We start from the raw sequence: 16,679 nt of genomic DNA, 5'->3' as shown, positions 1-16,679 counted from the left end.
TGCGGGGTTCATGGGCAGGACCACTCATGGGCAGGACCGCTGACGGCAGGACCGCTGATGGCAGGACCGCTGATGGCCGGGCCGAGATGGCCGCCGGGTCCGCTCGGTGGTCACGGGGGACACGGCCCCGGTCCCCGGGAATCGGCCCCGGCCTCCTCCCACCGCCAAGAGGTCCGGCGCGGGGCACACCGTCAGCTGCCGGACGCGGCCAGCCACTCGTCGATCCGCCCCGGGTGGTCCGTGGTCACGGCGTCCGCTCCGATCCCGACCCAGCGGAGCAGGTGGGCACGTTCCGCGGTGGGCCAGGCATCCACCTGGATGCCGCTCTCGTGACAGCGGTCCACGAGGTCCCGGGTGAGCTCGGGCTTCAGCTCCGGACACACCCAGGTGGCCTTGAGGTCCAGCGCGTCCTTGATCATTTCGTCGCCCGGGTGGTGGGTGATCAGGCCGCGGGGGACGTGCGGCAGCCATCGGGCGGCCTCTTCCACCGCGGTCCTGCTGAAGGAGGTCAGCACTACGGACCCGGGCAGCGGAGTGTGGCGCTCCCGCTCGGCAAGCGCCTCCACCGCCTCCAGGGCCTTGATCTCGATCTGGACGACGTCCCCGCAGACCTCCATGGCCTCGTCGAAGGTGGGAATGCGCTCTCCCTCCCCGGCGTCCAATGCCTGGAGGTCGGCCAGGGTGAAGTCGGCGACGAGGCCGGTGCCGTCGGTCGTACGGTCCACGGCCTTGTCGTGGATGACGACGAGGCGACTGTCGGAGGTGAGCCGGATGTCGAGTTCGATGCCGTCGGCGCCGAGAGCGAGAGCCCGCCGGAAGGACCTCACGGTGTTCTCCGGCTCATCGGCCCGGGCTCCACGGTGCGCGTACACCACAGGGCGCCTCACGGGGTGGTTCACAAGTGCTCCTCAATCATGGGGCCGTAACGGTCAACGCCCTTGCGTAGCTGGTCGGCGACCTCCGCGAAGGCCTGCTGTGCGGGGGTGTTCGCCGACCATATGCGCTGCAGAGCGGTGTAGATACGCACATTCGCGTTCGGGATCGTCATGCGCACCTGGTCGCAGGGGCGCGTGAGGTCCAACTGCCGCACGGCCGTGGCGAAGTTCGGGTCGTCGCTCATCAGTTTGACGAGGGTGGGCTCCTTGACCGCCGCCGGCACCACGGGGAGATAGCCGGTCTCGACGGCCCACTGTGCGGCGTTCTCGGGGCGGGCCAGGAAGCGCACGAACTGGGCCGCGGCCTCCTTGCGTTCCCGCGGGACGCGCTTGAAAATGCCCAGGCCACCGCCGCCCGTGTTGACCGCGAACTTCTCCTTCTTCGGCAGGAAGCCGGTGCCCAGCTCCCAGCCGTTCGCCTTCGCCATCTCGTTGATCTTCTTCAGGCCACCGGTGGAGGTGACGAGCGTGGCGATCAGCTGGTTGCCCATGTCGGCGGTGGGCTCGGTCGCCATGTAAGCGATCTTGTCCTTGAAGATCAGTTTGCGCTGCCACTCAGCCGCCGCCACGGCGCCGCCCTCGTCGACGGTGACGTCCAGCCCCTTGGAGTACGCCCCGCCCCACTGCCAGGCACTGCACTGGAACTGCCAGTCCCCGTCGACTTTCTGATATCCCTCCAGGGCTACCCGCTTGCCGCCCACGCTCTGCCGGGTGATGTGGTGCGACCAGTCGTAGAGCTCGTCGTAACTCTCCGGGGGGCGCACCGGGACGCCGGCCTTCTTGAAGAGCGTCTTGTTGTAGTAGAAGAGCGGCGTGGAGCGGGCCAGCGGCAGCCACCAGGTGTGCCCCTTGCGGACGCCCTCACCGAGCAGCCGCGGATTGTAGGTCCCCTCCAGCTCGCCCTGTGTGAAGTAACTGTCCCAGGGCTCCAGGGCATCGCCGAAGTAGAACTTGTACCACTTGACGTCGGACAGCACGCACAAGTCGGGAGCCTGGGCGCCGAGCAGGCTGATGACCGCCTTCTGGGCGCACTCGTCGTAGGTGCCCTGGAACTGCACCTCCACGTACACGTCCCGCTGCTCGCGGTTGAAGGCGTCGACCAGTTTCTGCAGGGCCGGGCCCACCGGGTCCGCGAACGTCGACCAGAGCACCACCCTGGTGCGCCCCCGGAACCCATCGGGTACCGAACCGCCGGGCTGTGCGACGGTCCCCGTGGTCTGGCCGCAGGCGCTCAGCGCCGCGGCCAGTCCCAGCCCCGCGCCTGCCCCGAGCATCCTGCGCCTGCCGAGCACGGGGCCCGCGAACTCCCGCAGCGAGGTCCGCGTCATTTTCCGGCTCCCTGGGTCAGCCCGGCGATGATGTAGCGCTGGGCGAAGAAGAACATGACGAGGACCGGCACGATCACCATGACGGCACCGGCGAGGATCGCTCCCCAGTTGGCGAAGGTCTCGGTGTTCTGGAGGAAGAGCAGACCGATGGGGAGGGTGCGCATGTCCGCGCTGCTGGTGACGATCAACGGCCAGATGAAGTCGTTCCACTTGCCGACCATGACGACCAGGGCGACGGTGATCACCATCGGGCGCGACATCGGCAGCACCACCCGGAAGAGGATGCGCAGGTGCCCCGCTCCGTCGATCTTCGCCGCGTCCGTGATCTCCTGAGGCAGCGTCAGCATGTGCTGGCGCAACAGGAAGGTCCCGAAGACCGAGCCGAGGCCCGGTGCTATCAGGCCGGCATAGGAGTTGACCCAGCCGAGCTGGGCGATGGTCAGGAAGTTCGGCAGCAGCGTGACGTGGCCGGGCACCATCATCGCGCCCAGCAGGAACAGGAAAAGGACCTTCTTGCCGGGGAACGGCAGGAACACGAAGGCGTAGGCACAGAGCAACGCGGCGATCAGCTCGACCGTGGTGCCGATCACGGACACGATCAGGGAGTTGAGGAAGAACCGGCCGAACGGCGCGGCGCTCCAGGCGTCGGAGAAGTTGGACCAGCGCAGGTCCGTGGGGATCCAGTGCGGTGGGTAGCTGTAGATCTGCGGGTTGGTCTTCAGGGCCGAGGAGATCAGCCAGTACAGCGGGCCACCCGCGATGACGGCGACCAGGACGAGCAGCGCGTACAGGCCGAAGCGCTTGGCGCGGCGGGCACCGGAGCGGCTGCCCGCGGTGACCGTGCGGGCGTCCGGCAGGGAGTCGGCGACTGTCACTGGTAGTGCACCTTTCGCTGGAGGAAGCGTGCCTGGAATCCAGTGATCAGCAGCAGCACCACGAACATGATCATCGCGGAGGCCGAGGCCCGGCCCGCGTCGAAGGTGCGGAAGCCCTGGTCGTAGATGAACCAGCTCAGGATCGAGGTGGAGGTGCCGGGGCCGCCGTTGGTCATCACGGCGATCACATCGAACGCCTGGAAGGTGGTGATGGTGCAGGTCACCAGCAGGAAGAAGGTGACGGGCGAGAGCAGCGGCAGGATGATGCGGCGCAGCCGCGTCCACGCTCCCGCGCCGTCCAGCGCCGCCGCCTCGAACACGTCCCTGGGTAAGCCCTGCAGACCGGCGAGGTAGACGACGGCCACGAAGCCGGTGTTCTTCCAGAGGTAGACCAGGACGAGACCGGACAGCGCCCACTTGGAGTCGGTCATCATCGCCGGCGCCGCCATGCCGAGAGGGGCGAGCAGGGGGCGTATCAGTCCGTAGTTGGGATCGAAGACGAACAGCCACAGGGTCCCGACAGCGGCTCCGGAGAGCACGTACGGGGCGAAGGCCAGCGTCCGCACGACGTCCCGCCCGCGCAGCCGCTGGTTGAGCAACAGGGCGGTGGCGAGGCCGAGTAGCAGTCCGCCCGCGACGATTCCGACGACGAACAGCACGGTCGTCCACAGGCTGCCGCGGAAGTCGGGGTCGGCGAACAGCGACGTGTAGTTGTCCAGGCCGATCATGTGCCACGACGAGGAAATCATGTCCCAGTCGGTGAGGCTCAGATAGGCGTTGTAGATCACCGGCCAGTAGGCGAAAACCAGCAGGAAGAAGAAGTTCGGGGCGGCGAAGGCGGCGAACAGCAGGTACTCGCGCCGCCGGCGCCGTGCGCGGGCCCGGGGCCCTGCCTCGCCGGCGGTCGCCGGATTCGGCGGGGCCGCTCTGCCGTCCTGCGTCAAGTCGGTCGTCAAGACAGCGTTGTCCTTCCGGCGAACCGTACAACGCGCCCGGCTGGGCGCCGTATCGGCCCTAGGAATACCAACAAAGTGAACGAGAAGAGAACACTCCTGCGTGTTACGAATTGGCAGCCGGGACACCGGACGGCCCCCGCGCGATACCTGTCGTTCCCGCCGTGACCGGGCACCCACCTGGGCATCAGGGGGCGCCATCCATCTCACATCCGCCGTGTGATGACGGCCGGCGTGACGGCGCGGACCGAGCTGAACCAGATGCGCGGTGCCGCCGGCGCACGCGGCGCTGCGTGGCAGGGCACGGTGCTCGGCCACGTGCTCCAGAGGTCGCGCGCCGCGGCAGAAGATGGCGCCCGCGAGATGTCGGCGGCAGCACTTGGGCGGCACGGCCGCTGGGGGCGATCCTGGTCAGCCCAGGAAGCTCAGCCGCACCCGGCGGTCCGCATTGTCGACGTTCGTGTCCACCAAGCACACCGACTGCCACGTCCCCAGTTCCAGCCGCCCGCCGATCACCGGAAGGGTCGCGTGCGGTGCCACCAGAGCCGGTACCACGTGGTCCCTGCCGTGGCCCGGGCTGCCGTGGCGGTGCTGCCAGCGGTCGTCCGCGGGCAGCAGTTCGTGGAGGGCCGCGAGGAGGTCGTCGTCGCTGCCCGCGCCGGTTTCCAGGATCGCGATACCCGCCGTGGCGTGCGGCACGAAGACGTTGAGCAGGCCGTCGCGGCCCGCCGCGGCCTGGCGGAGGAAGTCCTCGCACTCCCCCGTCAGGTCGGTGACGGTCTCGCGGTCGCCGGTCGCGATGTGCACGGTGCGCGTCGTGAAGGTGTCTGACATGTGTCCCATCCTCCCGCGCACGGAGCACGCGTGCCTGTCCGGGCGGGAGCCTGTTCGGGGGGGGCGTCCCGGCACTGCCCGTCCCCCGCCCGGGCGGGAAGATCCCGGAAGCCCGAGCTGTTGGACGAAGCGTGAATGACTTCGGGGTACGCGCAGTGGACGTGGTGGTCATCGGCGCCGGACAGGCGGGCCTGGCCGGCGCCTATCACCTGCGGCGTACCGGGCTGGTTCCCGGGCGGGACTTCGTCGTACTGGACCACGCCCCGCGGCCGGGTGGCGCCTGGCAGTTCCGCTGGCCGTCGCTGACCTACGGCAAGGTGCACGGCATGCACGCGCTGCCCGGCATGGAGCTGACGGACGCCGACGGGGACCGGCCCTCGGCCGAGGTGGTGGGTGAGTACTTCACGGCGTACGAGGAGGCCTTCGGGCTCCGGGTGCGCCGGCCCGTCGAGGTCACCGCGGTACGCGAGGGCGACGGCGGGCGGCTGCGCGTCGAGACGTCCCAGGGTGTGTGGACCGCGCGCGCGGTGATCAGCGCCACCGGTACCTGGGACCGGCCCTTCTGGCCGCACTACCCGGGCCAGGAGACCTTCCGGGGAAGGCAGTTGCACACCTCGGGATACCGCGGCCCGCAGGAGTTCGCCGGGCAGCGGGTCGTGGTCGTCGGCGGTGGGGCCTCCGGTACCCAGCATCTGATGGAGATCGCGGACGTCGCCGCCGGGACGACCTGGGTGACACGGCGCCCGCCCGTGTTCAGGGACGGGCCGTTCAACGAGGAGTGGGGCCGGCGGGCGGTCGCGATGGTCGAGGAGCGTGTACGGCGGGGGCTGCCGCCGCAGAGCGTCGTCTCGGTGACCGGGCTGCCGGTGAACGACGCGATCCGGGCCGCACGGGACCGGGGCATTCTCGACCGGCTGCCCATGTTCGACCGGATCACACCGGACGGGGTCGCCTGGGACACCGGCCGCACGGTGGCGGCGGACAGCATCCTCTGGGCCACCGGGTTCCGGGCCGCCATCGACCATCTGTCACCCCTAAGGCTCCGTGAGCCGGGCGGCGGCATCCAGCTCGACGGCACCCGCGCGGTCCGGGACGAGCGGATCCATCTGATCGGCTACGGGCCCTCGGCCTCCACTATCGGCGCCAACCGGGCGGGGCGCTCGGCGGTCAGGGACATCCGGCGGCTGCTGGAACGGTCCGGCGAGCCCGTTCCCGTCGGCACGCCGGCGGCCTGACGCGGCAGCCCGGTCCCACGGAGAGCACGAACAACGGAGAGTACGAACACACGAACACACGAACAGGGGATCGGGTGTTCGCCAGAACGTGTGGTCGTACCGGATTCGCTTGCCCGGCTACCGCACGAAGCACGACGCTTACTGTGCGCAAGCGACGGGCTGCAGACCGCGACTGCGCAGTCCCACTGATGAACCATGCAAGGAGAACGCACCACCATGAACTTCCTCACCGACCTGCTTGCCGGCATCGTCCACTTCGTGGGGTGGCTCGTCTGACGCTCGTCCCGACCGGCGCCGTCGCTTCCCGTCCCACGGGAGCGGCGGCGCTGTCGTGCCCCGTGCCGTGCCGACTCCTGGTACGCCGTGCCATTGTCCTGACACAGGGCGTCACACGGTCGGGGCCAGTTCGCCGTCCCGGCGGACCAGTGCGGCGTACCGGCCGTCCAGACCGAGCAGCTCGTCATGCGTGCCGCGCTCGGCGACCCGGCCGCCGTCCAGCACCACGATCTGGTCGGCGTCCCTGACCGTGGAGAGCCGGTGCGCGATGGTGATGGTGGTGCGGCCCGCCGACAGTCCGTCGATGGCCTGCTGCACCGCGTGTTCGGTGCGGGTGTCCAGGGCGCTGGTCGCCTCGTCGAGGATCAGGACCGGCGGGTCGCGCAGGATCGTCCGGGCCAGGGCCAGGCGCTGTTTCTCCCCGCCCGAGAAGCGGTAACCGCGCTCGCCGACCAGGGTCCGGTACCCGTCGGGCAGCGAAGCGATGTGCTCGTGGATCTGTGCGGCCCTGGCCGCCTCTTCGAGCTGGGCGTCGGTGGCGTCCGGCTTGGCGAAGCGCAGGTTGTCGGCGACCGACGCGTGGAAGAGGTACGTCTCCTGCGAGACGACGCCCACGGCCCGCGCCAGGGTGGCGAAGTCGAGGTCGCGTACGTCGACACCGTCCAGCGTGACCTTTCCGCCGGTCACGTCGTACAGCCGGGGCACCAGATAACTGAGGGTGGACTTGCCCGAACCGGTGGGGCCGACGACCGCCAGGCTGCCGCCCGCTGGCACCGCGATGTCGATGCCCTCCAGGGTGGGGCCGCTCTTCTCGTCGTAGCCGAAATCGACGTGCTGGAAGCGCACTTCACCACGGACCTCGTCCAGCGCGACCGGACTCTCAGGTTCCGTGATGTCCACCGGCAGGTCCAGATACTCGAAGATCCGCTGGAAAAGGGCGATCGACGTCTGCATGTCCACACCGGTCGAGAGGAGGCTGACCGCCGGGCGGAAGAGGCCCTGCTGGAGCGAGACGAACGCGACGAGCGTACCGATGGAGACCTGGGGGCCGCCTTCCTGGAGCGCCAGACCCGCCGCCCAGTAGATGACGGCCGGCATCGCGGCCATCACGATGCCGATGGTCGACATCCGCCACCGCCCGGCCATGCTGGAGCGCACTTCGAGGTCGACGAGCCGCTCGGACTCCGTGGCGAAACCCTGCGTGAGCGACTCGGAGCGGCCCATGGTGCGCCCGAGCAGGATGCCGCTGACCGACAGCGACTCGGTGACCGTGGCGGCCATCACCGCCATCTGCTTCTGCCGCTCCGTGGTGATCCTCTTGCGCTCGCGGCCGACCCGGCGGCTGATCCAGACGAACACCGGGAGCAGCAGGAGCGACACGATCGTCAGCCGCCAGTCGAGCGCGACCATGGCGACGACCGTGGCGATGACGGCCGTCAGGTTGGAGACGAGGGAGGTGGCGGTGGAGGTGACCGTCGCCTGCATACCGCCGATGTCGTTCGCGATGCGGGACTGGACCTCGCCGGTACGTGTCCGGGTGAAGAAGGCGAGCGGCATCCGCTGGAGCTGGGCGTAGACGGCGGTGCGCAGATCGTGCATGACGCGCTGGCCGACCGTGGTCGAGATGAGGGTCTGGAGCACTCCGAAGACGCTGTTCACGACGGCGGTGGCGATCATGCCCAGGGCCAGCAGGCTCAGCAGACCGGTACGGCCCTGCGGGATCGCGGTGTCGAGGATCGCCCGCAGCATGAACGGCGAGGCGACCGAGACCAGCGACGAGGCGCAGACCAGCAGTCCGACGAGCGCCAGGCGCGCGCGGTAGGGGCGGAAGAGCCGGATGATGCGCCGCGCTTCGGGGGGCGGCTGCCCGGCCCCTCGGGGCGGGGGCGTCCAATCGGGGCGGTCGGGTTTCATGAGCTCCTTCGGCAGTGACTCGACAGGGATTCGCGCGGCAGGGATTCGGCAGACATTCGACAGCGGTTCGGCAGGGATTCGGCAGCGATCGGGCTGTGACTCGACGGTGAGTCGGTCGTGGGCTCGTAGAGCATAATGCACTGTTACCTATGCTCACAATGTACATGGTCCTGTTATTGTTCCCCCATGTCATCACCCCCCGGTGTTCCCGACACCGACGGCCTGCTGGCCGAGCAGCTCCTCCGGCTGACGCGCAGGCTCCACCGGATCCACAAGCAGCACCTGGAGCCGGTCGGCATCACCCCCGCGCAGTCCCGTCTGCTGCGTACGGTCGCGCACTGCCCCGAACCACCGCGCATGGCCGACCTGGCCCAGCGGCTCGAAGTGGTGCCGCGCGCGGTCACCAGCCTCGTCGACGCGCTGGAGGAGGGCGGCAGCGTCCGCCGGGTGCCCGATCCGAACAACCGCCGGGTGGTACGGATCGAGCTGACGGACAGCGGCCGGGCCACCCTGCGGGCCCTGCGTGACGCGCGGCGCCGGGCCGCGGAGGAGATCCTTGCCCCACTGGCCGCCGACCAGCGCGAAGTGCTCGGCGAGCTGCTGTCCACCCTGCTGGACGGCGGCAGCGGCGACCACCACCTCTGACCGCTTCGCGCCCGCCCCTGCACCGGTCCCGGCCCTCCGTCCGTACACCTCTCCAGCCGTCCAGCCGAGGAGACTCCCCCATGCCGCTGCTCGACCCGAAGCCCGGCGCTCTCCGGCCGCGTACGAAGAGGACGCCGGCACCCGACCGGGTGTCCGGCACCCGGTCGGCCGGTACGCCCGAGCCGCTGCGCGGCGATCTGGTCGCGCTGCTGGGCGAGGAGAAGGTCCTCTCGAAGGTCTCCGACCTCGTGCGGTACGCGTCCGACGCCAGCCCGTACCGCTTCGTTCCCCAGGTCGTGGTGGTCGCCGAGACCATGGGCGACATCTCGGCCGTGCTCTCCTACGCGAAGGACAACGGCCGCCAGGTCGTCTTCCGGGCGGCGGGCACCTCGCTCAACGGACAGGCGCAGGGCGAGGACATCCTCGTCGACGTCCGCCGTCACTGGTCCGGCGTCGAGGTCATGGACGACGGCGCACGCGCCCGCATCCGGCCGGGCACCACCGTCGTCCGCGCCAATGCGACGCTCGCCCGGCACGGCCGCGTCCTGGGCCCCGACCCGGCCAGCGCCATCGCCTGCACCCTCGGCGGAGTCGTCGCCAACAACGCCTCCGGCATGACGGCGGGCACCACCCGCAACTCGTACCGCACGCTCGCCTCACTGACCTTCGTGCTGCCGGGCGGCACCGTGGTCGACACCGCCGACCCGGCCGCCGACGGCGCTCTCGCCGCCGCCGAGCCCGGCCTGTGCGCGGGGCTGCTCGCGGTCAAGGCGGAGATCGAGGCGGACCCGGAGCTGACCGCCCGGATCCGGGCCAAGTACGAGATCAAGAACACCAACGGCTACCGGCTGGACGCCTTCCTGGACGGCGCCACCCCCGTCGAGATCCTGCGCGGGCTGATGGTCGGTTCCGAGGGCACCTTCGGCTTCATCTCCGAGGTCGTCTTCGACACCCTGCCGCTGGACCGCAAGCTCTCCTCGGCACTGCTCTTCTTCCCGACCCTGCGGGCGGCGGCCGCGGCGGTCCCGGTCTTCAACGAGGCCGGCGCCCTGGCGGTCGAGCTGATGGACGGCAACACCCTGCGCGCCTCGGTCAGTGTGGCGGGGGTCCCTGCCGACTGGGCCGCGCTGCCCAAGGAGACGACGGCGCTGCTGGTCGAGTTCCGCGCGCCGGACGACGCGGGCAGGCAGGCGTACGAGCGGGTGGCGGCCGAGGCCGTCGCCGGGCTGGATCTGGTGGCGCCCGTCGCCTCGGTCACCAACGCGTTCACCCGCGACCCGCAGACCATCGCCGGGTACTGGAAGGCACGCAAGGCCTTCGTCACCGCGGTCGGCGGTGCCCGTCCGTCCGGCACGACGCTGATCACCGAGGACTTCGCCGTACCGCCGTCGAAGCTCGCCGACGCCTGCACGGCGCTGCTCGAACTGCAGACCCGGCACGGCTTCGACGCCGCCGTGGCCGGTCACGCGGCCCACGGCAATCTGCACTTCCTGCTCGCGTTCGACGCGGGGCTGCCCGCGGACGTCGCACGCTATGCCGCCTTCATGGACGAGTTCTGCCGGCTGACGGTCGAGCGCTTCGACGGCTCGCTCAAGGCCGAGCACGCCACCGGCCGGAACATCGCACCCTTCCTGGAGCTCGAATGGGGGCCGCGGGCCACGGAGTTGATGTGGCGGATCAAGCAGATCATCGACCCCGGCGGAGTGCTCGCCCCCCGCATCGTGCTGGACCGGGACCCCGAGGCCCACCTGCGCGGGCTCAAGACCATCCCCGGGGTGGAACTGATCGCCGACCCCTGCATCGAGTGCGGATTCTGTGAACCCACGTGTCCCAGCCACGATCTGACGACAACTCCCCGTCAGCGGATCGTGCTGCGCCGCGAGATGATGCGCCAGTCCCCCGGGTCCCCCGTCGAGGCCGCTCTGCTGGACGCCTACGGATATGACGCGGTGGACACCTGTGCGGGTGACTCCACCTGCAAGCTCGCCTGCCCGGTGGGGATCGACACCGGCGCGATGATGAAGGACTTCCGCCACCGGCGGCACTCCCCGCGCGAGGAGCGGATGGCCGCGCTGACCGCACGGAACTTCAGGACGGTCGAGGCAGCGGCGCGGCTCGCGGTCGGCGCGGCGGACCGGATCAGCGACCGGCTCCTGGAGTCCGTCACGGGCCTCGCCCGCAGGGCCGTCCGCCCCGACCTGGTACCGGAGTGGCTGCCGGAGATCCCGGGCGCGGCGGCCCGCAGGCTCCCGCCTACCTCCCGCAAGGCATCGACCGCCGTCTACTACCCGGCGTGCGTCAACCGGATCTTCGGTGAACCGGCCGGATTCCAGGGGCCGTCGCTCCCCCAGGCCGTGGTGGCCCTCGCCGAGCGGGCCGGACAGCCCGTGTGGATCCCGGACGATGTCGCGGGGACCTGCTGCGCGACGATCTGGCACTCCAAGGGGTACGACGAGGGCAACACCGTGATGGCCAACCGCATCGTCGAGGCCGCCTGGGGCTGGACCGGCGGCGGCAAGTACCCGCTGATCGTGGACGCGTCGTCCTGCACCCTGGGCATCGCCCACGAGGTGGTCCCCTACCTCACGGACGACAACCGTGCGCTGCACCGCGAGCTGAGGATCGTCGACTCAGTCGTCTGGGCTGCGGACGAGCTGCTCCCCCGCCTGACCGTGCTCCGCAAGACCGGCTCCGCCGTGCTCCACCCCACCTGTTCCATGCAGCACCTGGGCGACGAACCGCAGTTGAGGGCCGTCGCCGAGTCCTGTGCCGAGGAGGTCGTCGTCCCCGACACCCTCGGCTGCTGCGCCTTCGCGGGGGACCGCGGGATGCTCCACAAGGAGCTCACCGCCGCCGCGACGGCTCCGGAGGCGGCCGAGGTCAACTCCCGGCGCTTCGACGCGTACCTCTCGGCGAACCGGATGTGCGAGGTCGGTATGGACCGGGCGACGGGGCGCGGTTACTACTCCGTACTGCTTGAGCTGGAGCGGGCGACCCGCCCGGACCCCGGGTCGAGCCGGACCGGCTGACCCGCCGCCACCGACGCGGTGGGGTCCGCACGACGGTGTCCTGTTCGGGACCCCGGGCGGAAATTCGATTGCCCCGAAGCGTGGTGGAGCGCGAACCTTGCACGGTTTGAGCCCGTCATCGACTTCTGGGATCCCATGCAGATTCGCGATCTTCCCTATCCAGATCCAGGCGATCCCGACGTACGGTCAGGTCCCCGTTTCCTCTACTGGCTCGGGCGCAATCAGCTCGGCGGCCAGTGCCGGTCGCTCGCCTGGGGGCTGCTGCACCAGTGCGCGATCGCCGGACTTCCACTGGCGGTCGGCTTCGCCGTCCAGGCGGTGGTGGACCGCTCCGGCGGCCGGCTCGCCCTCTCCGGCGGGCTGATCATGCTGCTCGGCGCGGCGATCGCGGTGGGCGACACCATGCTGCACCGGACCGCGATCACCAACTGGATCACTGCTGCGGCCCGTGTCCAACAGCTGCTCGCCCGCAAGACCGCCGAGCTGGGTTCGGCGCTGACCCGGCGGGTCGCCGCGGGTGAGGTCGTCGCGGTGTCCACAGCCGACGTCGAGAAGATCGGCTGGTTCGTCGAGGCGCTCTCGCGCTTCCTCGCCGCCGCGACCGTGCTGGTCGTCATCTGTGCCGGCCTGGTGCTGTATCTGCCGTCGCTGGGCATCGTGGTCGCGCTCGCCATGCCCGTACTGGCGCTGGCCGTCCTGCCGTTGCTGTCCAGCGCCACCGCACGGGCCGATGTCCAGCGGGAGAAGGCGGGCCGGGCCACCGAGCTGGCGGCCGACACCGTCGCCGGGCTGCGAGTGCTGCGCGGCATCGGGGGCGAGGAGCTGTTCCTCGGCCGGTACCGCAGCGCGTCCCAGGAAGTGCGCCGGGCCGCCGTGCGCAGCGCCCGTATGTGGGCACTGATCTCGGGGATCCAAGTGCTGCTGCCGGGGCTGCTGCTGATCGGTGTGGTCTGCTACGGCGCCCGGCTGGCCGCCGACGGACGGATCGAGGTGGGTCAGCTCGTCACCGTGTACAGCGCGGTGACGCTGCTGCTCTTCCCGCTGCGGCACTTCCAGGAGATCGCCATGGCGTACTCCTTCTCCCGGCCGTCGGCGAAACGCGCGGCACGGGTGCTGGCGCTGGAACGCACGGCGTACGAGGGGACGGCCGACCGCCGGCCGGCCGGCACCGCGGTGTGCCCGGAAGCGCCGGACGGCGATCTCTACGACCCGGTGACCGGACTGCTCGCGTCGGCCGGTGAGTTCACCGCCGTGGTGTGCGGCGACCCGGACGTCGCGGGCGCGCTGGCCGAGCGGCTCGGCGGGCACGCCACCGTGGAGGACGCGGAGAAGCTCCCGTCCGTGCTGCTCGGCGGGGTCGCGCTCGACGATCTGCCGCTGGACACGGCCCGTACGGCCGTCCTGGTCCAGGACAAGGACCCGGTGCTGCTGTCCGGCACCCTGAGCGAGCTGCTCGACGTGCCGTCGTCCGGCCGGGTGCCGGCCGCGCGGGCGCTGGCCGCCGCACACTGCGCGGACGTCCTGCAGGCGCTGGCCCAGGCCGCCGTCGAACCGGGCGGCGATCCCCTGCGGACCAGGATCACCGAACGCGGGCGGTCGCTCTCCGGAGGACAGCGGCAGCGGCTGGCGCTGGCGCGTTCGCTGGTGACCGACCCGGAGGTGCTGGTGCTCGACGAGCCGACGTCGGCCGTCGACTCGCACACCGAGGCGCGGGTCGCCCGCGGGGTGAAGGAGCTGCGCACGGGTCGTACGACGGTGGTCTTCGCCTCGTCGCCGCTGCTGCTCGACCATGCCGACCGGGTGGTCTTCGTCCACGAGGGCGTGGTCGCCGCCACCGGCGCGCACCGCGAACTGCTCCACGGCGACGTGCGGTACCGCGCGGTCGTCACCCGCCATCCCGACGAAGGAGCGGACGAGGCGGGCGGCTCGGACGAGACGTCCGCGCCTCCCCCGGCCGCCCCACCCGTCCCGCAGGCTTTCGCAGACATCGAGGAGTCGGCATGATCGGCGTCGCGCCCCCGCCCTACGACCCGGCGGCACCGGAGACGGCGACCACACTGCCCGTCGGCACACCCACGACGGTGCGGACCTACGTACGCGAGCTGCTGGGCCGCCACCGGCGGGCGTTCGCCGTGCTCATCGGGGCCAACGCCCTCGCGGTGATCGCCTCACTGGTCGGCCCGTATCTCCTGGGCGGTCTCGTCGAGGACCTCTCGAACGGCGGCCACGACCTCCATCTGGGCCGCGTCGCGGTGGTGTTCGCCGTGGCACTGGCCGTACAGACCTTCTTCGTACGGCTGGTGGGGCTGCGCGGCGCGATGCTCGGCGAGGAGATGCTGGCCGACCTGCGCGAGGACTACCTCGTACGGTCGGTCGCGCTGCCGCCCGGTGTCCTGGAGCGGGCCGGCACCGGTGACCTGCTCTCGCGTATCACCACCGACATCGACCGGCTCGCCAACGCGATGCGTGAGGCGGTGCCCCAGCTCGCGATCGGCGTGGTGTGGGCGGGGCTGCTGATCGGCGCGCTGACCGTGACCGCGCCGCCGCTGGCGCTCTCGGTGCTGATCGCGCTGCCGGTGCTGCTGGCCGGGTGCCGCTGGTACTTCAGGCGTGCGCCGTCGGCCTACCGTTCGGAGGCCGCCGGATACGCGGCGGTCGCCGCGATGCTCGCCGAGACCGTGGACGCGGGGCGGACCGTCGAGGCGCACCGCCTCGGTGCCCGCCGGGTGGCGCTCTCCGAGCGGCGGGTCCGAGAATGGACCAGCTGGGAGCGGTACACATTGTGGCTGCGGTCGGTCCTCTTCCCGGTCATCAACGTCACCTATGTGACGATCCTCGGCGCGGTGCTGATGCTCGGCGGGGTCTTCGTGCTCCAGGGCTGGATCAGCGTCGGCCAGCTCACCACGGGGGCGCTGCTCGCCCAGATGATGGTCGATCCGGTCGGGCTCATCCTGCGCTGGTACGACGAGCTCCAGGTCGCCCAGGTCTCGCTGGCCCGGCTCGTCGGTGTGCGTGAGATCGAACCGGACGCGGGCGACGGGTCCGTCGGCCCGGACGGGCGTGCGGTGCGCGCCGACGCGGTGCACTTCGGTTACCGGGAGGGCGTCGACGTACTGCACCGGGTGACGCTGGACGTGGCTCCCGGTACCCGGATGGCGCTGGTCGGGCCGTCCGGCGCGGGCAAGTCCACACTGGGGCGGCTGCTGGCCGGGATCTACGCACCGCGCACCGGCGAGGTCACCCTGGGCGGCGCCGAGCTGTCCAGGATGCCCGCGGAGCGCGTACGGGAACATGTCGCGCTGGTCAACCAGGAGCACCACGTCTTCGTGGGTACCCTGCGCGACAATCTGCTGCTGGCCAGGGCGGGCGCGGACGACGCGGAGCTGTGGGCGGCGCTCGGCGCGGTCGACGCGGACGGCTGGGCCGCCGCCCTGGACGGGGCGCTGGACACCGAGGTCGGCTCGGGCGGTCTGGCGCTCACCCCGGCGCAGGCCCAGCAGGTCGCGCTGGCCCGGCTGGTGCTCGCCGATCCGCACACGCTGGTGCTGGATGAGGCGACGTCACTGCTCGACCCCCGGGCGGCCCGCCATCTGGAGCGCTCGCTGGCCCGGGTGCTCGACGGGCGCACGGTCGTGGCGATCGCCCACCGGCTGCACACCGCGCACGACGCGGATGTGATCGCGGTGGTCGAGGAGGGCCGCATCAGCGAGCTGGGCAGCCATGACGAGCTGGTCGCGGCGGACGGTGCGTACGCGGCGCTGTGGCGGTCCTGGCACGGGTGAGCACGGGCCGGGGGCGGAGAAGCGTCCGCCCCCGGTTCGCCGTCCGCTCAGATGACGCCGAGCGCGAAGGCGCAGCTGACTCCGCCCGCCACCATGAACACCGGCATGAGGATCTTGAGCTCCACCCAGCTGCCCGCACGGAACCGCATGAACTTGGGCGGGCCGACATGACGCCAGTGCTTGCGGCCGAGCGGTATCGGCCAGAAGATCGGGCAGCCCGAGACCGTGATGGCGTCGCCGAGGTCGTGGATCAGGGCGCCCAGGACGATCGGCAGGCCCAGCCACATGTAGTTCTGGCCGGGGTCGGTGAAGAGCCAGTCCGAGCCGTTGCCCGGCTTCGCCAGGATCTCGGCCAGGATCCACGCACCGGCGGCACCCAGCAGCCACACCAGCACGGTGCTGCTGGACGGGCGCGAGGCCCTCCAGAGCAGTCCCTCGATGGCGAGCACCACATGGACGAAGAGGATGCCGAGGACCGCCCAGCGGCCGCAGTAGATCGCCAGGGCGGAGGCTCCGGCGCCGAGCAGGACCGCCCACAGCCAGGTGTGCGTGAGGGTCCGGTGGCCGCCCGCCCTGCGGGGGTCGCCCTTGCCCCGCGTCGCCTTGTACACGAGGGTCGCCAGACCGTCCACGACCGCGCACAGCCCGTGCGACAACGGGCCGAACGCCGTGGAGATCGTCGCGGCCTTGTGATCGAGGTCCGGCGCCAGCGCCGCCCCGGCGCTGATCAGCGCACCGACGACGAGGACCGGCCACGGCATCGGATGTCCGTACGCCGTCGCCGCCGCCCCCACCCCCAGCCAGGCTGCTGCTCCTGACAGGGAGTGCGCCGGTCCCATCATGGTTCGTTCCGCCCCGTTTTCCGTTGTGCTG

Annotated in this window: 12 protein-coding genes; 5 read left to right on the top strand and 7 right to left on the bottom strand. The window is 70.9% G+C overall.

Translation table 11 applies throughout. The annotated features are described in order from the left end of the window. Positions 1–191 precede the first annotated feature (191 nt). From OG285_RS33440 to OG285_RS33420, 5 genes are all read right to left on the bottom strand, one after another. On the bottom strand, positions 192–899 hold the full coding sequence (locus OG285_RS33440; protein WP_356832190.1) for a glycerophosphodiester phosphodiesterase family protein: 708 nt from the start codon (positions 897–899) through the stop codon (positions 192–194). Then, on the bottom strand, positions 896–2,263 hold the full coding sequence (locus OG285_RS33435) for an ABC transporter substrate-binding protein (protein WP_356832192.1): 1,368 nt from the start codon (positions 2,261–2,263) through the stop codon (positions 896–898). Before OG285_RS33435 ends, OG285_RS33440 begins: the two co-directional genes overlap by 4 nt. Beyond that, positions 2,260–3,138 carry a carbohydrate ABC transporter permease gene (locus OG285_RS33430; protein WP_356832194.1) on the bottom strand — a complete coding sequence of 293 codons (879 nt, stop codon included), beginning with the start codon at positions 3,136–3,138 and terminating at the stop codon, positions 2,260–2,262. The genes OG285_RS33435 and OG285_RS33430 overlap by 4 nt, the downstream gene beginning before the upstream one ends. Continuing rightward, a complete protein-coding gene (locus OG285_RS33425; RefSeq protein ID WP_371793185.1) occupies positions 3,135–4,094 on the bottom strand; it encodes a carbohydrate ABC transporter permease in 960 nt (319 codons plus the stop codon). The genes OG285_RS33430 and OG285_RS33425 overlap by 4 nt, the downstream gene beginning before the upstream one ends. Before the next feature lie 408 nt (positions 4,095–4,502). Next, a complete protein-coding gene (locus OG285_RS33420) occupies positions 4,503–4,925 on the bottom strand; it encodes a secondary thiamine-phosphate synthase enzyme YjbQ (RefSeq protein ID WP_371793184.1) in 423 nt (140 codons plus the stop codon). Between the two features lie 131 nt (positions 4,926–5,056). Here OG285_RS33420 and OG285_RS33415 point away from each other — a divergent pair, with 131 nt between their 5' ends. Beyond that, positions 5,057–6,160: an NAD(P)-binding domain-containing protein gene (locus tag OG285_RS33415; RefSeq protein ID WP_356832206.1), complete on the top strand. Its 1,104-nt coding sequence runs from the start codon at positions 5,057–5,059 to the stop codon at positions 6,158–6,160. A gap of 387 nt (positions 6,161–6,547) precedes the next feature. Here the strand turns inward: OG285_RS33415 and OG285_RS33410 are convergent, their stop codons facing one another. Beyond that, positions 6,548–8,350, bottom strand: a complete 1,803-nt coding sequence (locus OG285_RS33410) for an ABC transporter ATP-binding protein (protein WP_371793183.1) — start codon at positions 8,348–8,350, stop codon at positions 6,548–6,550. Positions 8,351–8,536: 186 nt separating this feature from the next. Between OG285_RS33410 and OG285_RS33405 the strand changes: the two genes are divergently transcribed. The 4 genes from OG285_RS33405 to OG285_RS33390 all read left to right on the top strand — a co-directional run bounded on the left by OG285_RS33405 (position 8,537) and on the right by OG285_RS33390 (position 15,806). Then, a complete protein-coding gene (locus OG285_RS33405) occupies positions 8,537–8,995 on the top strand; it encodes a MarR family transcriptional regulator (protein WP_356832210.1) in 459 nt (152 codons plus the stop codon). 80 nt (positions 8,996–9,075) lie between these two features. Beyond that, a complete protein-coding gene (locus tag OG285_RS33400; protein WP_371793182.1) occupies positions 9,076–12,024 on the top strand; it encodes an FAD-binding and (Fe-S)-binding domain-containing protein in 2,949 nt (982 codons plus the stop codon). A gap of 135 nt (positions 12,025–12,159) precedes the next feature. Further along, positions 12,160–14,028, top strand: coding sequence for an ABC transporter transmembrane domain-containing protein (locus OG285_RS33395; RefSeq protein ID WP_371793181.1), 1,869 nt, complete (start codon positions 12,160–12,162; stop codon positions 14,026–14,028). Next, positions 14,025–15,806: an ABC transporter ATP-binding protein gene (locus OG285_RS33390; protein ID WP_356832215.1), complete on the top strand. Its 1,782-nt coding sequence runs from the start codon at positions 14,025–14,027 to the stop codon at positions 15,804–15,806. The genes OG285_RS33395 and OG285_RS33390 overlap by 4 nt, the downstream gene beginning before the upstream one ends. A gap of 47 nt (positions 15,807–15,853) precedes the next feature. On the opposite strand, the gene OG285_RS33385 is transcribed toward OG285_RS33390, so the two are convergent. Further along, positions 15,854–16,648 (bottom strand): metal-dependent hydrolase, encoded by a 795-nt coding sequence (locus OG285_RS33385; protein WP_356832217.1) that lies wholly within the window; start codon positions 16,646–16,648, stop codon positions 15,854–15,856. Positions 16,649–16,679: the final 31 nt, after the last annotated feature.

The organism is Streptomyces sp. NBC_01471 (genome assembly GCF_041438865.1).
Classification (GTDB): domain Bacteria; phylum Actinomycetota; class Actinomycetes; order Streptomycetales; family Streptomycetaceae; genus Streptomyces.
The sequence above is the reverse complement of the archived record's forward strand: the minus strand, read 5'-3'. Positions and strand labels throughout refer to the sequence as shown.